Annotated in this window: 16 protein-coding genes; 6 read left to right on the top strand and 10 right to left on the bottom strand. The window is 62.7% G+C overall.

From position 1 onward, the window contains the following. From NZ585_04505 to queF, 4 genes are all read right to left on the bottom strand, one after another. Window positions 1-1,212, bottom strand: a complete 1,212-nt coding sequence (locus tag NZ585_04505; GenBank protein ID MCS7079298.1) for a response regulator — start codon at window positions 1,210-1,212, stop codon at window positions 1-3. 4 nt (window positions 1,213-1,216) lie between these two features. After that, complete coding sequence (gene plsY, locus NZ585_04500; protein MCS7079297.1) at window positions 1,217-1,870, bottom strand: glycerol-3-phosphate 1-O-acyltransferase PlsY; 654 nt, start codon at window positions 1,868-1,870, stop codon at window positions 1,217-1,219. 353 nt (window positions 1,871-2,223) lie between these two features. Beyond that, on the bottom strand, window positions 2,224-2,991 hold the full coding sequence (locus tag NZ585_04495) for a class II aldolase/adducin family protein (protein MCS7079296.1): 768 nt from the start codon (window positions 2,989-2,991) through the stop codon (window positions 2,224-2,226). Continuing rightward, entirely contained in the window at window positions 2,988-3,446 is a 459-nt protein-coding gene (gene queF / locus NZ585_04490) for a preQ(1) synthase (GenBank protein MCS7079295.1), read from the bottom strand. The genes NZ585_04495 and queF overlap by 4 nt, the downstream gene beginning before the upstream one ends. Before the next feature lie 75 nt (window positions 3,447-3,521). Here queF and NZ585_04485 point away from each other — a divergent pair, with 75 nt between their 5' ends. From NZ585_04485 to ligA, 3 genes are read left to right on the top strand one after another with little or no spacing between them, the layout of a single operon-like run. Beyond that, the gene (locus NZ585_04485; protein ID MCS7079294.1) at window positions 3,522-4,415 is read left to right on the top strand and encodes a 3-hydroxybutyryl-CoA dehydrogenase; all 894 of its coding nucleotides are present in this window, start codon (window positions 3,522-3,524) and stop codon (window positions 4,413-4,415) included. Window positions 4,416-4,455: 40 nt separating this feature from the next. Further along, complete coding sequence (locus NZ585_04480; protein MCS7079293.1) at window positions 4,456-4,767, top strand: DUF2103 domain-containing protein; 312 nt, start codon at window positions 4,456-4,458, stop codon at window positions 4,765-4,767. 23 nt (window positions 4,768-4,790) lie between these two features. Further along, window positions 4,791-6,863 carry an NAD-dependent DNA ligase LigA gene (gene ligA / locus NZ585_04475; GenBank protein MCS7079292.1) on the top strand — a complete coding sequence of 691 codons (2,073 nt, stop codon included), beginning with the start codon at window positions 4,791-4,793 and terminating at the stop codon, window positions 6,861-6,863. Window positions 6,864-6,875: 12 nt separating this feature from the next. On the opposite strand, the gene NZ585_04470 is transcribed toward ligA, so the two are convergent. Continuing rightward, window positions 6,876-7,088 (bottom strand): hypothetical protein, encoded by a 213-nt coding sequence (locus NZ585_04470; protein MCS7079291.1) that lies wholly within the window; start codon window positions 7,086-7,088, stop codon window positions 6,876-6,878. A 333-nt stretch (window positions 7,089-7,421) separates the two neighbouring features. Between NZ585_04470 and NZ585_04465 the strand changes: the two genes are divergently transcribed. The 3 genes from NZ585_04465 (at window position 7,422) to NZ585_04455 (ending at window position 10,897) form a co-directional block, all read left to right on the top strand. After that, on the top strand, window positions 7,422-9,011 hold the full coding sequence (locus NZ585_04465) for a putative Ig domain-containing protein (GenBank protein MCS7079290.1): 1,590 nt from the start codon (window positions 7,422-7,424) through the stop codon (window positions 9,009-9,011). A gap of 96 nt (window positions 9,012-9,107) precedes the next feature. After that, window positions 9,108-9,653, top strand: coding sequence for a DinB family protein (locus NZ585_04460; protein MCS7079289.1), 546 nt, complete (start codon window positions 9,108-9,110; stop codon window positions 9,651-9,653). Further along, on the top strand, window positions 9,650-10,897 hold the full coding sequence (locus NZ585_04455; protein ID MCS7079288.1) for an MFS transporter: 1,248 nt from the start codon (window positions 9,650-9,652) through the stop codon (window positions 10,895-10,897). Before NZ585_04460 ends, NZ585_04455 begins: the two co-directional genes overlap by 4 nt. Window positions 10,898-11,027: 130 nt before the next feature. Here NZ585_04455 and NZ585_04450 read toward each other — a convergent pair whose 3' ends face one another. From NZ585_04450 to galK, 5 genes are all read right to left on the bottom strand, one after another. Continuing rightward, on the bottom strand, window positions 11,028-14,129 hold the full coding sequence (locus NZ585_04450; protein ID MCS7079287.1) for a CusA/CzcA family heavy metal efflux RND transporter: 3,102 nt from the start codon (window positions 14,127-14,129) through the stop codon (window positions 11,028-11,030). A gap of 45 nt (window positions 14,130-14,174) precedes the next feature. Continuing rightward, the gene (locus NZ585_04445; GenBank protein MCS7079286.1) at window positions 14,175-15,344 is read right to left on the bottom strand and encodes an efflux RND transporter periplasmic adaptor subunit; all 1,170 of its coding nucleotides are present in this window, start codon (window positions 15,342-15,344) and stop codon (window positions 14,175-14,177) included. After that, on the bottom strand, window positions 15,341-16,630 hold the full coding sequence (locus tag NZ585_04440; GenBank protein MCS7079285.1) for a TolC family protein: 1,290 nt from the start codon (window positions 16,628-16,630) through the stop codon (window positions 15,341-15,343). The genes NZ585_04445 and NZ585_04440 overlap by 4 nt, the downstream gene beginning before the upstream one ends. Window positions 16,631-16,810: 180 nt before the next feature. Further along, window positions 16,811-17,008 carry a hypothetical protein gene (locus tag NZ585_04435; GenBank protein MCS7079284.1) on the bottom strand — a complete coding sequence of 66 codons (198 nt, stop codon included), beginning with the start codon at window positions 17,006-17,008 and terminating at the stop codon, window positions 16,811-16,813. 142 nt (window positions 17,009-17,150) lie between these two features. Next, window positions 17,151-18,296, bottom strand: coding sequence for a galactokinase (gene galK / locus NZ585_04430; GenBank protein ID MCS7079283.1), 1,146 nt, complete (start codon window positions 18,294-18,296; stop codon window positions 17,151-17,153). Window position 18,297: the final 1 nt, after the last annotated feature.

Genomic DNA, 18,297 nt, shown 5'->3' with positions numbered 1-18,297 from the left:
TCAATCGGCCGCCGTGTCGTCGCCACGCACAGGCGGCTGAGGACGCTCCTCTAACGCGCAAGCCAGTGTTACCGGCAGCGTGAGGGTGAACGCCGTACCGACGCCTTCCGTGCTCTGCACAGTCGCTTGACCGCCGTGCGCGGCGGTGATGCGCTGCACAATGGCGAGGCCCAGTCCCGTCCCCAACTGGCGCGTGCGTCGCCGGGCTTGGTAGTAGGGATTGAAAATGTACGGTAAATCCTTTGCGGGAATGCCGGGGCCGGTGTCTTCAACGTGAATGGCGACAAAGGCCTTGCCGGCATTGAGACCCGTGCCTTCAAAGCGCTCAGCGCGCAAGGTCACCGTGCCGCCTTCGGGAGTGAACTTAACGGCGTTGGAGAGCAGATTGCCGACGGCGCGCAGCATCTTGTCCCGGTCTAGCAACAGTTTGGGTAAATCCGGCGGACAGTCCACGCGCAGCTTAAGACCCTTGCGTTCAGCGCTGAGTGAAATTTGCGCGGCGGCGTCCTGAACAAGCTCGGCGATAGGAACCCAGTCAAGGTCGAGCGTCGCGCCGCCAGCTTCCACTTTGGAAAAGTCTAGAACTTCGTTGACGAGTTTTGTGATGTGGTCAAGAGTGCGGTAGCCGTGCTGAAAAATGGAACGCAGATTGTCGTCTAGAATCCCAGCTTCTTCAGCGCGCAGTTCGGTCAGTTCCAACGCGCCATAGACAGTTGCCAGCGGCGAGCGGATGTCGTGGACAAGGACGGCCGTAAACTCCTCGCGCTGGTGCGCCAGTTCTTCGAGCTTGGCGACGGTCTCCTGAAGCTGCATCGCCTTCTCACGAAGTTGATGCTTGAGTTCGTGGATGCGCATCGCACTGCGGACCCGCGCCAGCAGTTCCTTCGTTTCACAGGGTTTGACCAGATAATCATCCGCGCCGGCTTCCAGCCCTTGGACGCGATCGTCAAGTTCGCTGCGCGACGACAGCATAATGATCTGGCTTTCGCTGAGCTTGGCGTTGGCACGAATGCGGCGACAGACTTCCGGGCCGTCAAGGCCGGGCATGATCCAGTCGAGCAAAATCACGCCCGGCAAGACCGCGTCGGCTTGACACAGCCCGGCCTCGCCGTCGGCGGCTTCCAGAACGTTGTAACCGGCTTTGGCCAAGATTTTCTTGAACACCAGACGAAACGTCGCTTCGTCGTCCACGATGAGTACGGTATTTGACATAGGCTCACGAATCGCGCGGCGGCGTCAGGTGCAAACGCGGCCGGCCAAAAGCAGCTTCCGTTCCGTGGTATAACCGCCGCAAGTTGCCGCTGTGGCGCGCAATAATGACCAGACCGATGACAACGGCCCAGACAAGCGTCGGCAGCCAAACTTGACGGGGATAACCCAGCCACTGGCCGTCCCACACCCAAACGCCAAGCGGCAACGTTAGCACACCGAGCAACGAACCGAGCGACACGGTGCGCGTCAGGACAAACGTTACGCCCCAGACAACCAGCGCTGTCAGCGTGGCGAGCGGCGATAGCACAAGAAAGACCCCGACGCCGACGGCGACGCCCTTGCCGCCGCGAAACCCAAGGTACACAGGGAATATATGACCGACGACGGCGGCTAAGCCCGCTGCGCCCAGCGCCTGGCGCGACGCCGGTTCCAGCAGGTGGGCAGCCGTCCACAACGCCGCACTGCCCTTAGCGACATCCAGCGCGTAGGTCGCCAGCCCAGCAGCCAAACCTGCTTTGCGGACAACGTTTGTCGCCCCAGTGCTTCCTGACCCCGACGCCCGCACGTCTTCCCCAGTGACGGCTTTGGCAATGAGGAAGCCAAAAGGCACGCCGCCGATGAGATAGGCTGCGGTTAGTGCAATAAGCCACGACGCCACCATGGTCATTCCTCTCTTGCCGGGTTTTTCACTAAAAGGCTCAAACGCATTTGCTGTCGTTGGTGAAGCAACGTCAAGTGATCTGGTGTGCGGCGGTGGCCCTGCCACACGCCAACACATAGAAACCACCAGCGCCTCCTCTCGGAAAGTGAACTAACTGTGCCTGCGAGAAAGGAACATTGTGCTTTATTCTTTAGCCGCCTTGTTCCGATCCCTTCAAATCGCGTCATGATGGCACTGATATATGACAGCGAATCACACGCACAAGCCACTTTGCTTTGTCCGACCCGATGTTGAAGCCTTTGCGCAAAGCTTCAGGGTCTCTGGAGAAGCTCGCCGTCCTCTACCTTGCGTCATGTGCGGTATGAGTCGTCCAACCGATCAAGCTTGCGCAGCAAGCCTGGCCAGACCAAATCCGCGCCCAAGCCATGGGTCACCTGCGCCGCCTGTGCGCGAATGCCGTGCAGAATTGGTGCGGGGATTGTCACCAGCGACTTGCTGCCGGACTGCGCAAGAATCTGGATGCGGCAAGCGCTCTCCACAATGTACATCAGCAGGAAGGCTTCAGCAGCCGTCCGGCCGACCGTCAGCAGACCGTGATTGCGCAGGATGAGAATTTGCTTGTCACCCAGGTCGGCGACGAGACGCGGCTTTTCGTCTTCGTTGAGCGCCACGCCCTCGTAGTCGTGATACCCAATCGTGGCAAGGGCGAACAACGACTGCTGGGAAATAGGCAGCAGGCCGTCGGCTTGAGCAGCGACGGCGATCCCGTGCGGCGTATGGGTGTGAAAAACGCACTTGGCGTCTTCACGCGCCGCGTGAATGGCGCCGTGAATTGTAAAACCGGCCGGATTGATGCGGTAAGGCGTCTCCATCACGATGCGCCCGTCTAGATCAATCTTGACTAAGTTGGAAGCCGTCACCTCCTCAAACAACAGGCCGTAGGGGTTGATGAGGAAGTGATGGTCTTCGCCCGGTACGCGCATGGAAATGTGCGTAAACACGAGGTCGTCCCAGCCGAAGAGCGCGGTCAGGCGGTACATCGCCGCCAAGTCAACCCGCGCCTGCCATTCTTCCGGTGAGACACGTTCCCGAACGCTTTGTGGGGCGGGGGCGGTCATTGGTTAGGTCCTCCTTGGGTCTGAGAAGTTGGCGTCGCCTTGTAGGTCACTTCGATCAACGAGCTGATGCCGCCGCGCGGCCTGAAATCGCCGGTGACGGTGCACTCTATGGGGTCGCAGGCGGCCACCACATCGCGCAGAATGCGATTAATCGCGTTTTCGTAAAAAATCCCAAGCTGCCGGTAGGCTTGGATGTAAAGCTTCAGTGACTTCAGCTCCAGACAGCGGTCGCGGGGAACGTACGTAATCGTCACCGTCCCAAAATCCGGCTGCTCCGTAAGCGGACACACGGACGTAAACTCTGGGATGCGAATCGTAATTCGGTAGTTCGGAAACTGATTGGCCCAGCACTCGATGGCCGGCAAGGGGGCGTCGAGTCCCTTCTTGGCGTGTTCATCGGTATAAGCGCCCATAAAGCGTTTGGACCTCATTTCAGTGGAATCGAGTTTGGCCATAGCAATCGGGGACCAAACCGACAGCGGCTTTTACGGCAATCAGTCGGTATATTGCATCGAAAGGAATCATTCCACATGACGGAGTTTCGCAAAATCGGCGTCGTCGGCTGCGGCACGATGGGCGCCGGCATTACACAAACGATTCTGCAAGCCGGTTACGAAGTGGTTGTAGTCGAGGCGGACGATGACCGCCTACAACGCGGCTTCACGACCATCGTTTCGGCGTTGTCGAAGTTGGTTGAAAAAGGCGTCATCGCCGACGCCGACAAAGACGCGGCGCAGCAACGGCTGCGTGGAACGACGGAGCTTTCGGCGCTGGCGAACTGCGATTTGGTTATTGAGGCCGTCGTCGAAGACCTCAACACCAAACAGGCGCTTTTCCGCCGTCTAGACGAGTTGTGTCGCCCGGAGACAATTTTCGCCAGCAACACGTCGTCGCTTTCGATTACGCACATGGCCAGCGTCGTCTCACCTGCGCGGCAGGCCCGCTTCGTCGGGCTGCATTTTTTCAATCCCGTCCCTCGGATGGCGCTTGTGGAGGTCGTCCGGTCGTTTCTGACGGACGCCGCCGTCGTCGAGCAGGTCACGGCCTTTGCGCGGGCTATCGGCAAGACGCCGGTGCAGGCGACCGACAAGACCGGCTTTATTGTCAATCGTCTGCTGGTGCCCTACTCGCTTGACGCCATTCGAGCGCTGGAAGAGGGCGTCGGCTCCATTACCGACATTGATCAGGCAATGAAGTTGGGTGCCGGACATCCAATGGGACCACTCATGCTCAACGATTTGGTGGGGCTGGATGTCCTGCTCAGCGTCGCCAACGCCATGTACGAAGCGTTTCGGGAACGGCGCTTTGCGCCGCCGCCGTTGCTGACGCGCATGGTGGCGGCCGGCTGGCTGGGACGCAAAACCGGACGTGGTTTTTACGACTACAGCGATCCGAAGCAGCCTAAGCCAATGGCGCTGGTGTAGTACAATCAGCGTCCCACGTGAGGTCAGGGGAGGGGCGGTTATGGCCAAGAAGAAAACCCAAGAGACGACGGCGGGACGTTTGGTGTGGAATCACTCAACGCATATTCCTGGTCTCATTCCGGTTCTGACACGCCTGTGCGCCGTGCCCGGCGTCAAGACCGTCACACCGGGCCGGCTGGCGCAGGCCAAGGGACGCCCAACGCCGCTGACGATTCGGGTAACAGTGCCAATCGTCGGCGGCTTCAAGCTTCAAGCACGCTCCAGCGGCAGCGTTCAGGAAATTTTCGTCGTTACGTCGCTCACCGAGGAAGCTCTCCAACAAGCGATTGACCAACTGCTGGCCGACAACTAAAGCGCCGCAGTAGGGCGAAAACTATGCCCGACCAACAACCTGCGTTCTCTAATGACTGGCCGTTGACGCGCGATGAGGCGCAACGAGCCATCATGGCGCTGCGCGCCGAAATTGCGCGCCACGACGAGCTGTACTACCAGCAACACGCGCCGGTCATTTCGGACTACGAGTACGACCAACTCCTCAAGCGGCTTCAGACGCTGGAAGCTGCGTTTCCCGACCTTGTGACGCCCGATAGCCCGACGCAGCGTGTCGGCGGACGCCCTAGTGAAGGATTTAAGTCCGTCGCGCATCGGATTCGGATGATGTCGCTGGAGAATGTCTATTCACCCGAAGAACTCCGCGAATGGGAAGCCCGCTGCCGACGGATTTACGACGGGGCGTTTGACTACGTGGCGGAACTCAAAATTGACGGCTTGAGTTTGTCGTTGCGCTACACCGGCGGCCTGCTGACGGAGGCCGTCACGCGCGGCGACGGGACGACAGGCGACCTAGTGACGGACAATGCGCGGACGATTCGCCAAATTCCGCTGCGGTTGACCGACCCGCTTGCGGCGGACGTAGAGGTGCGCGGTGAGGTTTATTTACCGCTGTCCGCCTTTCAGCAGCTCAATGCGGCGCTTGAAGCCGAGGGAGAGAAAACCTTCGTTAATCCGCGTAACGCCGCCGCCGGGACGATGAAACTGCTCGACCCCCGTGTTGTGGCAAGTCGCGGGCTGGCGATGTTCTGTTACGAGTTGTTCGCCAACGGCGTCAAGCCGTTTGAGACGCACTGGGAAAGTCTGAACTGGCTGCAAAGGGCAGGGTTTCCGGTCAATCCACATGCGCGCCGGTGCAAGACCTTAGACGAGGTTCTGGCGTATTGCGCCGAGATGGAAAGCCAACGCGCGACGCGCGACTACGACACGGACGGTGTCGTGGTCAAGGTCAATCAAGTCCGTGTACAGCAGGAACTCGGCGAGACGGCCAAAGCGCCGCGCTGGGCTATCGCTTACAAGTTTGCGCCGATGCAGGCGCAGACGCGCCTGCGCGGTGTGACGTGGCAGGTTGGACGGCTAGGCACGCTGACGCCCGTCGCCGAACTTGAACCGGTGTTTGTGGCAGGGACGACGGTTGCGCGCGCGTCGTTGCACAACGAAGACCAGATTCGGCGGCTTGACGTACGGCTGGGGGATCGCGTGATTGTCGAGAAAAGCGGCGACATCATCCCGCAGGTCGTTGGCGTCGTTACGGCCGAGCGAACCGGTGCAGAGATGCCGATTGTCGTCCCGGAATGGTGTCCGGGCTGTCCCGACCGGCAGGTACGGCTGGTGCGCCCGGAGGGCGAGGTCGCGTGGCGCTGTCCGGAAATGCACTGTCCGACCAAGCTTCGGCAGACGTTGCAGCACTTCGCTGCGCGCACCGCGATGGACATTGAGGGGTTGGGCGAGGTCGTGGTGGACAAGCTGGTGCGAGAGGGCCTCGTCGCCGACTGCGCCGACCTCTATACCCTGACGGCGGAACAGGTCGCCGCGCTGGAACGACTCGGCGACAAATCGGCGCAAAACCTCATGGCGCAAATCGAGCGCAGCAAAACAGCCGGCCTCGAACGCCTCCTGTTTGCGCTGGGGATTCCCGATGTCGGACGGCGCAAGGCGCAACTGCTGGCGCAGCACTTTGGTTCGTTGGCGGCGCTGGCGGCGGCGTCTGAAGAAGACCTAATGGCCGTACGGGACATTGGCCCGGCGACGGCGCAGCGCATTCGCGCATGGTTCGCCGACGAGCGACACCAACAAATGCTTGCGCGGCTGGAAGCGGCGGGCGTCGTAACGCGCTTGGAGACAACCCGCCCAACCGCCGCCGCGCGTTTGAGCGGCAAACAGTTTGTTCTGACAGGGACGCTTCCGACGCTGACGCGCGAGGAAGCTACAGCGCGTATCGAGGCGGCTGGTGGGCGCGTCACCAGCGCCGTGAGCAAAAAGACGGATTACGTTGTTGTCGGCGACAATCCCGGCTCAAAGCTCGCTAAAGCGCAGGCGCTCGGCGTCCCTATCCTCGATGAAGCCGGCCTGCTGGCGCTGCTGGAAGGCGAGGCGGAAGCGCCGGCTGCGCCTTAGCGTGGCCGGGATTCAGATTGTCAACGGCGACTCGTGTTGGTCGGCCTCCGGCGGCAATCCTAGTTGGGCGCGAAGTCGAGCCAACTGCGCCATCAGCGCCTCTTTTGCTCGGCGTTCCGCCTCGGTTTGGGCTTCCACGGTCAGCTGCGCCCGACGTTCCGCTTCGACGCGCGTCGCCGCCGGCCGCGCCTGTTGCTTTGCTTTCAATCGCGCCAAGTCTTCCATCGTTTTCCTCTGCCTCTGCACCCAACCTATGCCTCCACCGTCAGCGCGTACCCGCCCGACATGTGCCGTACAACTTCCGCGCCAGGACGCCCGGCTTCTGCGACGCCATCTTGACGCCGTTCAGTGGCGCGGCGGCCGGAGAAGTATGGGCGGTATTCTGAACCCGTTTCTCAGGCTTGTCCACCTTTGGTCAGGTGTCTGCACACACCGCTTCGCATCCGCCCAACCCCGGCAACCCTGCGCCAAGTCGGTCGGCGCATTGGCGTCTCTCGCTTTGGGTGGGTAAAGTCTGCACCTATCAGGATTTTTCCGGTCATTCGGAAGGTCGTGCTTGTGAGAAGGCTTTGTATATTCACCGGCTTGTGTCTGCTGAGTTTGGGGGCGACGCCAGGGCCGAAGGCTCAACGCGCCCTACTGGCGGTGGAGCAGCTGCCGACGCCGGAAATACCGGTGAAAGCCGCCGTGGAGCCAAGCTATCCCGACATCGCGGCCAACGACGAACCGACGCCACGCATCAACGGCCCGCGCGTGGTTGGAACAACGCCCGGCCACGAGTTTATCTACCGCATTCCGGCGACTGGTGCCGCGCCGTTGACCTACACGGCGACAAATCTCCCTGAGGGCCTGAGCTTCGATGCGGCGACTGGAATAATTCGCGGCAAGGTCGCCAAGGAAGGCACGACGCCGGTTGTCGTCACGGTGCGCAACCGGTACGGCGCGGCGCGGGCGACCCTGCGGATTGTCACCGGGAAGAACAAACTGGCGCTGACGCCGCCGATGGGCTGGAACTCGTGGAACGTTTGGGGAACGAGCGTCTCCGACGCCAAGGTGCGCGCAGCGGCGGAAGCCCTTGAACAAACCGGCTTGGCAGCATGCGGGTACCGCTATGTGTGCATTGACGACGGCTGGCAGGGACGACGTACGCCGGACGGAACGATGCAGCCCAATGAGCGTTTCCCGGACATGGCGGCGCTGGGCGACTTTCTGCACGCAAAGGGTTTGTTGTTTGGCATTTACACCTCACCGGGGCCGTTCACCTGTGGGCGCTACGTTGGAAGCTGGCGACACGAAGAGGCCGACGCCCAGCTCTACGCCAAGTGGGGTGTGGATTACCTCAAGCATGACTGGTGTTCCTATGAAGGCATCGCCCGTCAGAAGACGCCGGAAGCGTTGCAGCGGCCGTACGCCGTGATGCGGGCGGCGCTCGACAAAACCGACCGCGACATCGTTTATGCCATCTGTCAATATGGCATGGGCGAAGTTTGGACATGGGCGCGCAATCCGGCAATCAGGGGTAACCTCTGGCGGACAACCAGTGATATCGAAGACACGTGGGCCAGCGTTTCGGCGATTGGGTTTCAGCACTCGCCGCTGGCGCGCTTTGCCGGTCCCGGCGGTTGGAACGATCCTGATATGCTGGTGGTCGGCGTCGTCGGCTGGGGCGAACAGACGCGCCCAACGCGGTTGACACCGGATGAGCAAATTACGCATGTGACCCTGTGGGCGCTGCTGGCCGCGCCGCTAATGCTGGGCTGCGACCTGACGCAGCTCAATGAATTCACGCGCCGGCTGTTGACCAATCCCGAAGTGATCGCCATTGACCAAGACGAGTTGGGCGTTGCGGCGACGCGCCGGGATGCCGCCGCCGACGGGACGGAAGTCTGGGCGCGTCCGCTGGCGGACGGTCGGTTGGCCGTTGGTTTGTTCAATCGCAGCGAGGAGAGGCAAACCGTGACGGCCAAATGGAGCGATTTGGGGCTACGTGGCCGCTGCGCCGTCCGCGATGTCTGGCAACGGCGCGACGTTGGCGTTTTCGACCAAATGTTTGCGGCGCTTGTCCCTCCGCACGGGGCGCGTCTTATCCTCATCAGGCCGCCGCGTCCGGGACGCCCGCCGCAACGCAAAGCCGCGCCAAAGTCCTAAATCACCGCAAGCGCGAACGCCCTCCACAAACTGGCGGGCACCCACTACGATGGCGTCGCCGTCTCCGAACTCCACGATGCCGGAAACCTGACACTTATGGGTACACCTCTGTCTGACTTGTCGCGCGCCGCCCTGACTGCCTCGCTGAAGCAAAGTCTGGAAACCGCCCTTGCTGAACTCACGGCACTCCCCACCGACCAGCGTCTCCGTCCACTCAAACCCAGTCGCGCCAATCCCGACATCCGCTGGACGCCCTGTGATCACTTTGCACACCTGATCGGCGTCGAGCAGTATTTCAACCAAACGATTGAACAAGCTTTGGCCGAACCACCCGTCGCTACGCCGCCGCTGACCGCCGCTCCAAACCGTTCACGTGAAGAAGCAATGGCGGCGGTTCACGCGCTCAACGATCAGTGGATTCTGAAACAACGCGACAAAACCTTTGAAGAACTGGCGGCGATGGCCCGCGCCGTACGCGCTCAGACCCTCGCCCTGCTTGAACGGCTTACCGATGATCAACTCGCCCTGCCGATCCCCGTCCCGTGGGGAACGGCGACCGTCGCTGAAATCTTTGCGTTGTACGTCCGGCACACGGACATGCACCTTGGCTTCATTCGCACGGGACTAAGTGCGCCGGCATGACGAAACCGCCTGCCTCCGCCCTGGCTGCCGTCTTGCTTGGGAACGCCCTGATGCGCATCGCCGGCGCGACCGGAGGCGTCTTGATTGGTTTGTACTTGGCGGCGCTTGTCGCTCAGGGATCCGCCTACAACGCTGGAATCGTCGGGGCGCTGACAGCGGTCGCTTTTGGCGCGGAACTGGTCGGTGCGCTCCCGATGGGAATGCTAGCCGACGCTCGGACGCCACGTACGATGATGACATTCGGTGCGCTACTCGGCGCGTTCGCTGTCCAGTTGTTTGGGTTGAGCGGACTGGTCGCCGTGTTTTTTCTCGCGCGCGCCTTAGAGGGCTTGTCTGTCGCGGCGACGACGCCTTCCGTTCTGGCGTTTCTGACGGAAGCGACGGCGACGGATGATGTTCGACGTGGCAAGACCATGAGCTTCTTTGAGATTTCCCTGCTGGGCGGCCTTGCCTTTGGCGGCGTCTTCGCTGGTTTTCTGTGGCGCACCGTTGGCGTCTGGGGATTTTCAGCGGTCGCTGGGTTGTACATTGTTGCGGCGGGCTTGTTCCTTTATGGCGCACAGGGACGAGGACGGCCGACAAACGCCTGGGCGGGGTTACGTGGCGCATTAGCTTCGCCTATGTTGCGTCGCCTCGCGCCGGCTTGGGTCTGCGTCAACGCGATGGTCGGCGTTTGGTTGGGGTCAACGCTACCGTTTTTGCTGACGCTGCCGGAGCGACGCGGACAGTTTCTTACTGGCGTCTTCTCCGACAATCCCGACGGCGTCGGATGGGCGCTGTTTGGTTACGCGCTGGTTTTTGGAACGGGCGTCGCCGGCTGGAGCTTCGTCCTGCACCGGTTTCGGCGCGTCACAGTACTGCGTATGGCGCTGGGCGGACTTTTCCTCGCTTGTCTTGGCTTTTACGCGCTCAATCACGCTGGCGATCAACCACCGGCTGTTCGGTGGCTCATCGGCGGCGGCACGGCGCTGGCCATCATGGTCGAAAGCGGTTTTACGCCAACGGCGCTGGCGCTTTTGGCGGAGGCGGTCGGAGAGCAGGCTGGGCGCGGTGCGACGATGGGCGTCTATTCGGTGCTGTTAGGCGTCGGCGCAGTGATTGGAGCCGCGCTGGGCGGCGTCGGCGCGCAGTGGGCGGCGATGGACGGTCTCATCGCCGTCACTGTACTACTGGCGATGGGAGCGACGCTGGCGGTTGAATGGCTGGCGCGTTGCCCAACGCTCGTCGTGTTACCCAGCAACTGACTTACTTTCCAGACACGCACGATGGTCGTTAGTCGGTAAGGCTTCTTCAGCCGCTGGGTCATCCCGCGCGCCAAGCCATTGACGCGCTTCACAGGGCATGGCTCAACTACGCGGCGACTCGTTCCAGTCGTTATACTGGCGGCGTTGTTGCCTCTAGCGGCGATGGAGCTGTCCGCCGCTTGCCGGCGACAACGACGTAAAGGCTCGGCAGCGCCAGCAACGTCAGCACCAGCGCCGAAAACAGACCGCCGACAACGACCGTCGCTAATGGGCGCTGCACATCCGATCCAATCCCGACGGCTCGCGCAGCGGGAATCATCCCCAGCAGCGCCACAATGAGCATCATCAGCACAGGCCGCATCTGATTGCATGCGCCGGTGAAGACGGCGTCATCCATCGCCAAGCCTTCGGCTTCACGCAGGCGGTTGATTTCCGACACGACCAAGACGCCGCTCATAACCGCTACGCCGAAAAGCGAAATAAAACCCACCGCCGCCGAAACGCTTAGGTTGATGTTGCGCAGCCATAGCGCAACCAGCCCGCCGACCAGCGCGAAAGGAACGCTCGCCAGCACGATGAGCGCGTCGCGCGCCCGGCCGAACGTCAGAAACAGTAGGCCGAAGATGATCGCCAGCGTCACCGGCAAGACGATGGTCAACCGCGCCCGCGCCCGTGTCAGGTTCTCAAACTGTCCACCCCACTCGACCGTGTAGCCTTCCGGCAAGGCAATGCTTTTGGCGAAAGCCTTTTGCGCCTCGGCGACGAACCCGCCCTGATCACGCCCGCGGATATTCGTCCGTACCGTGATTTGCCGTTGATTTTCACGTCGAGCGATGATGCTCGCGCCGTCAACCACGGCGATTTCCGCCAGTTGCGCCAGCGGCACACGCCCCCCGTCAGCCGTCGGGACCAGCAGCTTGCCGATGGTCGCTGCGTTCGCGCGGGCATCGGGCAGATAGCGCGCCACGATGTCGAACCGTCGCTCGCCCTCAAACACCGCGCCGACTGTCCGCCCGCCGATGGCAAGTTCAATCAAGTCCTGTACGTCGGCGACGTTGACGCCATACCGCGCCACTTCCTCCCGATTGATGCGCAGGCGCAGTTGCGGCTGATCGGCTTCCTGTTCGATGGAACTGTCCGCCGCGCCCGGAACTCGCCGAATCACGTCCAGCGCGTCCTTGGCCAGCGCGCGCAGTTGCTTGAGGTCGGGACCGCGAATGATGACGGCCAAATCGGCGCTGGAGCCGGTCGCCATCTCGGTGGAGGTGTCAATGATCGGCTGCGTGAAGTTGAACGTCGCGCCGGGAATGGCGGCCTCCAGCCGCTGCGACATCTCGGCCACCAACTGTGCCTTGGTGCGCCCGGACCGCCACGTTTCATACGGATGTAAGTTGACCAACAGTTCGTTGCGGTTTGGGCCGAAGGGGTCCGTCCCGTCGTCGTTGCGACCGCTTTGGGAAATGACCAGCGACACTTCAGGAAATTCCCGAATAATATCGCGCATGCGGCTTGCTGTCCGGGCCGATTCCGTCAGCGAAATGCCGGGCGGCAGGTTGGCGCGAATCCAGATCACCCCCTCATCGAGTTGCGGCAGAAATTCCGTCCCAAGTCGCATACCAATCCCAAGACCAGCCGCCACAACCGCCGCCGCAACCGCTAACGTCAGGCGTGGCCGCGCCAGTGTCGCCTTCAAGGCAGCGGCGTAGCCGCGCCGCAACCATTCGACGGCCGGGTTCTCCCATGCGCGCGCGCCGCGCGCAAACCAGTAACTCGCCAGCACAGGCGTCAGCGTCAGCGACAGGATGAGCGCCCCCAGCAGGGCGCTACAGACCGTGAAGGCCATTGGGCCGAACAGCCGATACTCCACCCGCTCCATCGTGAACAGCGGCAAATAGGCGCAAATCAGAATTACCAGCGAGAAAAAGACCGGCCGCTCAATGCCGAGCGCGGCGCGGCGGACCGTCTCGAAAACGCTCCGCCGTCGGTCGGCGTCGCCCACCAGCCAGTGAACAATGTGCTCTACCATGACAAGCGTTCCGTCCACGATGATGCCGAAGTCGAGCGCCCCCAGACTCAGCAGGTTGGCCGGAATACCAACCAGTTTCAGGCACAGGAAAGCGAAGAGCAGCGACAACGGGATGGTGACGGCCGTCAGGAGCGCCGCCCGTACGTCGCCTAGAAAGAAAAACAGCACCAGCATAACGATGATGAGACCCTCGATGAGCGTCCGCGATACAGTGCGCAGCGTGTTGGCAACCAGTTCCCCTCGGTCATACACTGTCACGAGTTGAACGCCCTGCGGCGCCAGTTGCGCGTTGAGTTCGGCGATGGCTTCCTTGAGGGCCGCCAGCGTGTCGCTTGGGTTTTCCCAGCGACGCAGTAGGACAATGCCCTCGACGCCGCCCGATACGTCGTTATAGCCGAACACGCCGGTTTGCAGCGCCGGCGCGACGCTGACTTGCGCCACATCGCGGACAAACAGCGGGACGCCGTTGAACGCGCCGATAACGATGCGTTCAATGTCCTGCCGTGAGCGCACCAGTCCGACGCCGCGCACGACGAGGCTTTGCTGCTGATTGTCCACGACTCCGCCGCCCGCGTTGCGGTTGTTGGCGCTGATGGCGTCAGCGACCTGCTTAGCCGTGAGCGCAAACTTTTCAAGCTTGAGCGGGTCGAGTTCTACGAGATAGGTCTTGACCAACCCGCCGAAGGTGGCCACATCCGCCACGCCGGGCACTTGGAGCAAGCGCGGCAACACCACCCAGTCCTGAATTTCGCGCAGCTTCATTTCCGAGAGCCGCGGGCCGTCCAATCGGTAGCGGTACATTTCGCCGATGCCGGAAGTAAGCGGCCCGAGTCCGGGTTGGACCCCCTCCGGAAGCTCAGCGTCGCGCAGTCGCTCCAGTACGAGTTGCCGGGCAAAATAGTCGTCCACACCGTCTTCAAAGGTCAGCTCGACAACCGAGAGACCAAAAATCGTCCGCGACCGCCGCCCGATGACCTTGGGCGTGTTGTTCAGGGCGCGTTCGATGGGGATGGTGACTTGTTGCTCGACTTCTTCGGCGGCGTTGCCCGGAAACTGGGTAATAACAACCACGCCGGTGTCGGAAATGTCCGGGTAGGCTTCAACTTTGAGGTTTTGAAAAGCCCAGACACCTGCGCCGACCAGCAACAGCGCTATCGCCAGTACGGCCGGACGGTGGCGCAGCGCCAGATTCGGAAGTTCAATCATTGCCGCCGCCTCACTCCGCTTGAGAAGCAATTCGTTGTTGGGCAGTCAGTTTCGGTAAAGCAGCATCGTCCCGCCCACGACCACACGCTCATTCGCTGTCAGCCCTTCGAGAATGGCGACGCGGTCGCCGGTCGTGACGCCGACGCGCACCGGCCGCCAGTCGAACTTACCCGGTTCGCGCTCGACGAACACGCCAGTGACACCCTCGCGTTCGACGACGGCCGATTTCGGCACAACAGGCAGGGGCGTCGGCTCGTCGGCGAGGCGCAGGCGAGCGAACATATCTGGCCGCAGCTGTTGGGCGCCTGCCGTCAGTTCGACGATAACGCGGGCTGTTCGCGTTTGCGGATCAATCGTGTCGGCGATGCGGACGACGCGCCCCGTAAAACGCCGGTTAGGAAACGCCGTCAGCTCAACATCCACCCGCTCGCCAACCTGCACCAGATAGAGGTTCGCTTCTGGGACATTGGCCGTCACGACCAGCCGGCTTAGGTCGGCGACGGTCATCAACGACACCGAGGTGTCCGTCCGGTACTCGCCCGGCACGACGGCGAGTTCCAGCACCTTGCCGGTGAGCGGCGCGCGCACAGTGATGCGCTGCTCGCGCCCGCCGGCGTCCAGCCCAAGGGTTTCGAGGCGGCGGCGCACCTGTTCGCGGCCAGCCTCAGCTTGCGCCACGACGGCGCGCGCCTGTTCGACCGCCGCGCGCGACTGCACCACGACGTTGTCGGCGGCGAGAACTTCCTTCTGGGCAATGGCGCGATGTTCATAGAGGTCTTTGGCGCGTTCGGCGTCCTGTTCAGCCTTGGCAAGGGCGGCTTCGGCCTGCGCCAGACCGGCGCGCGCCTGCACGAGCGTGGCCTCGGCTTGGCGTAGCGCGCCGACGGCTTCGGCTACGTCTGGGCTTTCAAGCGTCACCAGCGGTTGTCCGGCGCGTACCGCGTCGCCGACACGCACTCGTACGTCGGTGATGCGGCCCGGCAGCGGCAGCATGACGCGCGCGATGCGGTTTGGATCAAGTTCGACTTTGCCCGGCGCAATGACTTCGTCGCGGGGAACGGGCGACAGCGTAACCGGTTCAACGCGCACTTCGCGCAGCCATTCGGGGGCTTTGTCCGACGCGGCGCGCGACGGCGTGGGCGGCGATGTGTGGCAACCGTGGGCGATGAGGCACAACAGGCCGAGAAGCGGTGCAAGCGCTTTGCGGTTGGTCATGGCAGCGCCTCCGCAGCCAGACGGTCAAGCGTGAAACGCAGGCGGGCGTACTCCGCCCGCGCGTCAATGTAGCCTTGCATGGTTTCGTTGTAGGTGCGCTGGGCGTCAAGGAATTCGACGAAGCTGGCCTCGCCGCGTCGGTAGGCGTACTCGGTGACTTCCAGCACGTCGCGCGCTTGTTCAAGCAGGCCGCCCTCATAGCTCTTGAGTACTGCGTCGGCGGCGCGGCATTGCAGGTAGGCGGCTTCCAGTTCGGCGCGCAGTTCACGTTCGAGGGCGGCGATGCGGCGTTCGGTCTGGTGAACCTCGGCTTGGGCGCGGGCAATCCCGCCTTGGTTGCGGTCGTAAATCGTCAGCGGAAGCGACAGAAACAGGCCCAGCGAGTTGCCCGTCCCGGCGAGACCCTGCTGCCGGCGGTACTCAACGCCGACGGTGTACTCAATCTTGCCTTGCGCGATTTGCAGTTTGAGGTCGGCCAGCGTCCGGGCTTGGTCGGCGCGGAGCGCGCGCAGGTCCGGTCGTTGGTCAAGAGCTTTAGCGAGCAGGGGCGACAGGCTGGGCGGCGGCGGATCGCGGCGCATGTCGCCGACGGCCTCAAAGACATCGAGCGCCTCGGCGCGCCCCATTAGGGTTTGAAGCCGGTTTTGTGCGACACGCCACCGGGTCTCGGCTTGGGTGACGGCTTGTGTGAGTTGGACGGCGGAGACGCGCGTGCGAACCAGTTCGATGGGCGCAAGGTCGCCAGCGCGAACGCGGGCGGCGTTGACGGCGACGAGTTCCTCAAAGGTTTGCTGGTTGGCGCGGGCGAGCGCAAGGCTTTCCTTGGCGGCTTGCAGTTCGACGAAGGCCAGTTGGGCCTCAAGCGCCAGTCGCCGCATGGCGTCTTGCAGGCGGTATTCGGCGGCGGCGCGGGCGTACTCGGCGGCGCTAATGCGGGCGCGGCGTTTGGAGGGGCGTTCCAGCGGCCAGTCAACACGAGCGGAGTACTCGGCCGGGCCGGCGTTGTTGATAGCATTGTAGCCTGTGCCGAGCAGGTCAAGGTGGTCGCCGCCAAGGCTGAGAACAGGGTTGGGGCGCAGGCGGGCGGCGATAACTTCGGCTTCGGCGCGGGGGATTTCGTAGCGTTCAGCCAGCAAGTTGAGGTTACGTTGGAGTGTTTCGGCGACGGCCTGCTCGACCGTCACGGCCATGGGGCTAGCGGCTTGGGCATACGTTGCAGGAGGCGTCCAGAACAGCGCTACAGCGATCAAGAGCAGTAGGCGGCAAATGATCCGGGCGTAGGGCATCGGTGTGGTTTCGCTTCAGGAGCACATTTGCGGCGGCAACGGGTCGTAAGCTACCTAGGCGTTTAGCGCACGGAAGTGCCGAAACAAACAGTGACGCAGCGGCGATGTTTTACCCAATCCTTTTTCCGAGAAAGCCTAGCCGTCAACTCGCTGGAGGCGGCGAGAAGCGGCCGCCGTGCGTTAGGCAAACAGCCCTACACGGTGCAAAGCCGTCCTGCCCCCGGCTCTATCCGTCGGGGATGGCAGTTTGTCGCCTGCTTGCGCCGACTGCGGGGGTGGATTGCAGGGGTGCACCAAGTGGTGCGCGCCAGCGGCGTTCCACACTGGGCTGTCGTCTACCGTCCGCTCCGCAAGGTGGGAGTAGGTCGCGATGCTCACTGCGCTACGCCGCGGCCATGGCGCCATTCCCTTCGGAAGTGCTCCGGGAAGACACAGCGGTGATAGAGCGTCGGATCGGTATCAAAACGTCTGTCACTGCCTCGTTTGTGGAAAAGGCCCTCCCAAGGTGAGGATTTCGGACTTACCAGCCTTCACCAACGCCGTCGCTTGGCGTAACGACCCACACTCGTGCCGCCTGCCCGGTCGCACGTTCATACGCGGCCGGAACTTCATGCAAAAACCTCTCCAGCGCGGCGGGCGCAACAAGGTTCACCGTACAGCCGCCGAACCCGCCGCCCGTCATCCGCGCGCCGTAGCAGCCTGCAACGGCCTGCGCCGCCGCCGCTAGCGCGTCCAGTTCCCGGCAGCTCACCTCGTAGTCTTCCTTCAGCGACCGATGGGAAGCCGTCAGCAACGCGCCGGCTTGCGTCCAATCGCCGGCCGCCAACGCCTGTGCGAACGCCTCCACTCGCGCAATTTCCGTGACGACATGCCGGACGCGCCGCGCCAACACCACATCCAGTTCGTCCGTCGTCGCGTCCAGCTCGCCTGGCGTCACATCGCGCAAGGCGGCAAGCGCCGGACGCTTGCGTCGGAGCGCTGTCAGCGCCGCCTCGCATTCCCGCCGCCGTGTGTTGTACGCCGACGCCGCCAGCCGGTGACGAACGCCCGTATCCGCCACCACTACCGCGCACTGCGTCGTGTCCACCGGCACGAAGTCAGCGGCGTTCGTCCGGCAATCTAATCGGACGGCGCAGCCGGCGCGTGCGTGTGCTGCGACAAACTGATCCATCAGCCCACAGTGGGTCCCGACAAAATCATGCTCGGCGGCCTGTCCGGCGCGCGCCAGCGCCAGACGGTCAACTTCGCGCCCGGCCGTCGCCAACAATGCAAACCCAACCGCGATCTCCAGCGCCGCCGAAGACGACAGCCCTGCGCCCACCGGAACGTCGCTTGTTACCAGCAGGTTTGCCCCTACCAACCGAAAACCGGACTGCTCAAGATGGAAAGCCGTACCGGCGATATAGTCGCGCCACGTCCCGGTACGGCGTACCGGCGCGTCCAAATCAAGCTCGGCTTCTTCGCCCAAGTCGTAGGCGATGACATGCAACCGCCGGTCGCGGCGCGGACTCGCCCAAACGTGCGTTCGCCGGTCAATGGCTACCGGCAAGACCACGCCGTCGTTGTAGTCCACATGCTCGCCGATGAGATTGACGCGCCCCGGCGCGGAAAAGAGCCGTCCTATCAAGCCAAAACGCGCCTTGAACACATCCGCCGGTGACGCCACC

It is taken from the genome of Chloracidobacterium sp. (genome assembly GCA_025057975.1).
Lineage (GTDB): Bacteria > Acidobacteriota > Blastocatellia > Chloracidobacteriales > Chloracidobacteriaceae > Chloracidobacterium.
The sequence above is the reverse complement of the archived record's forward strand: the minus strand, read 5'-3'. Positions and strand labels throughout refer to the sequence as shown.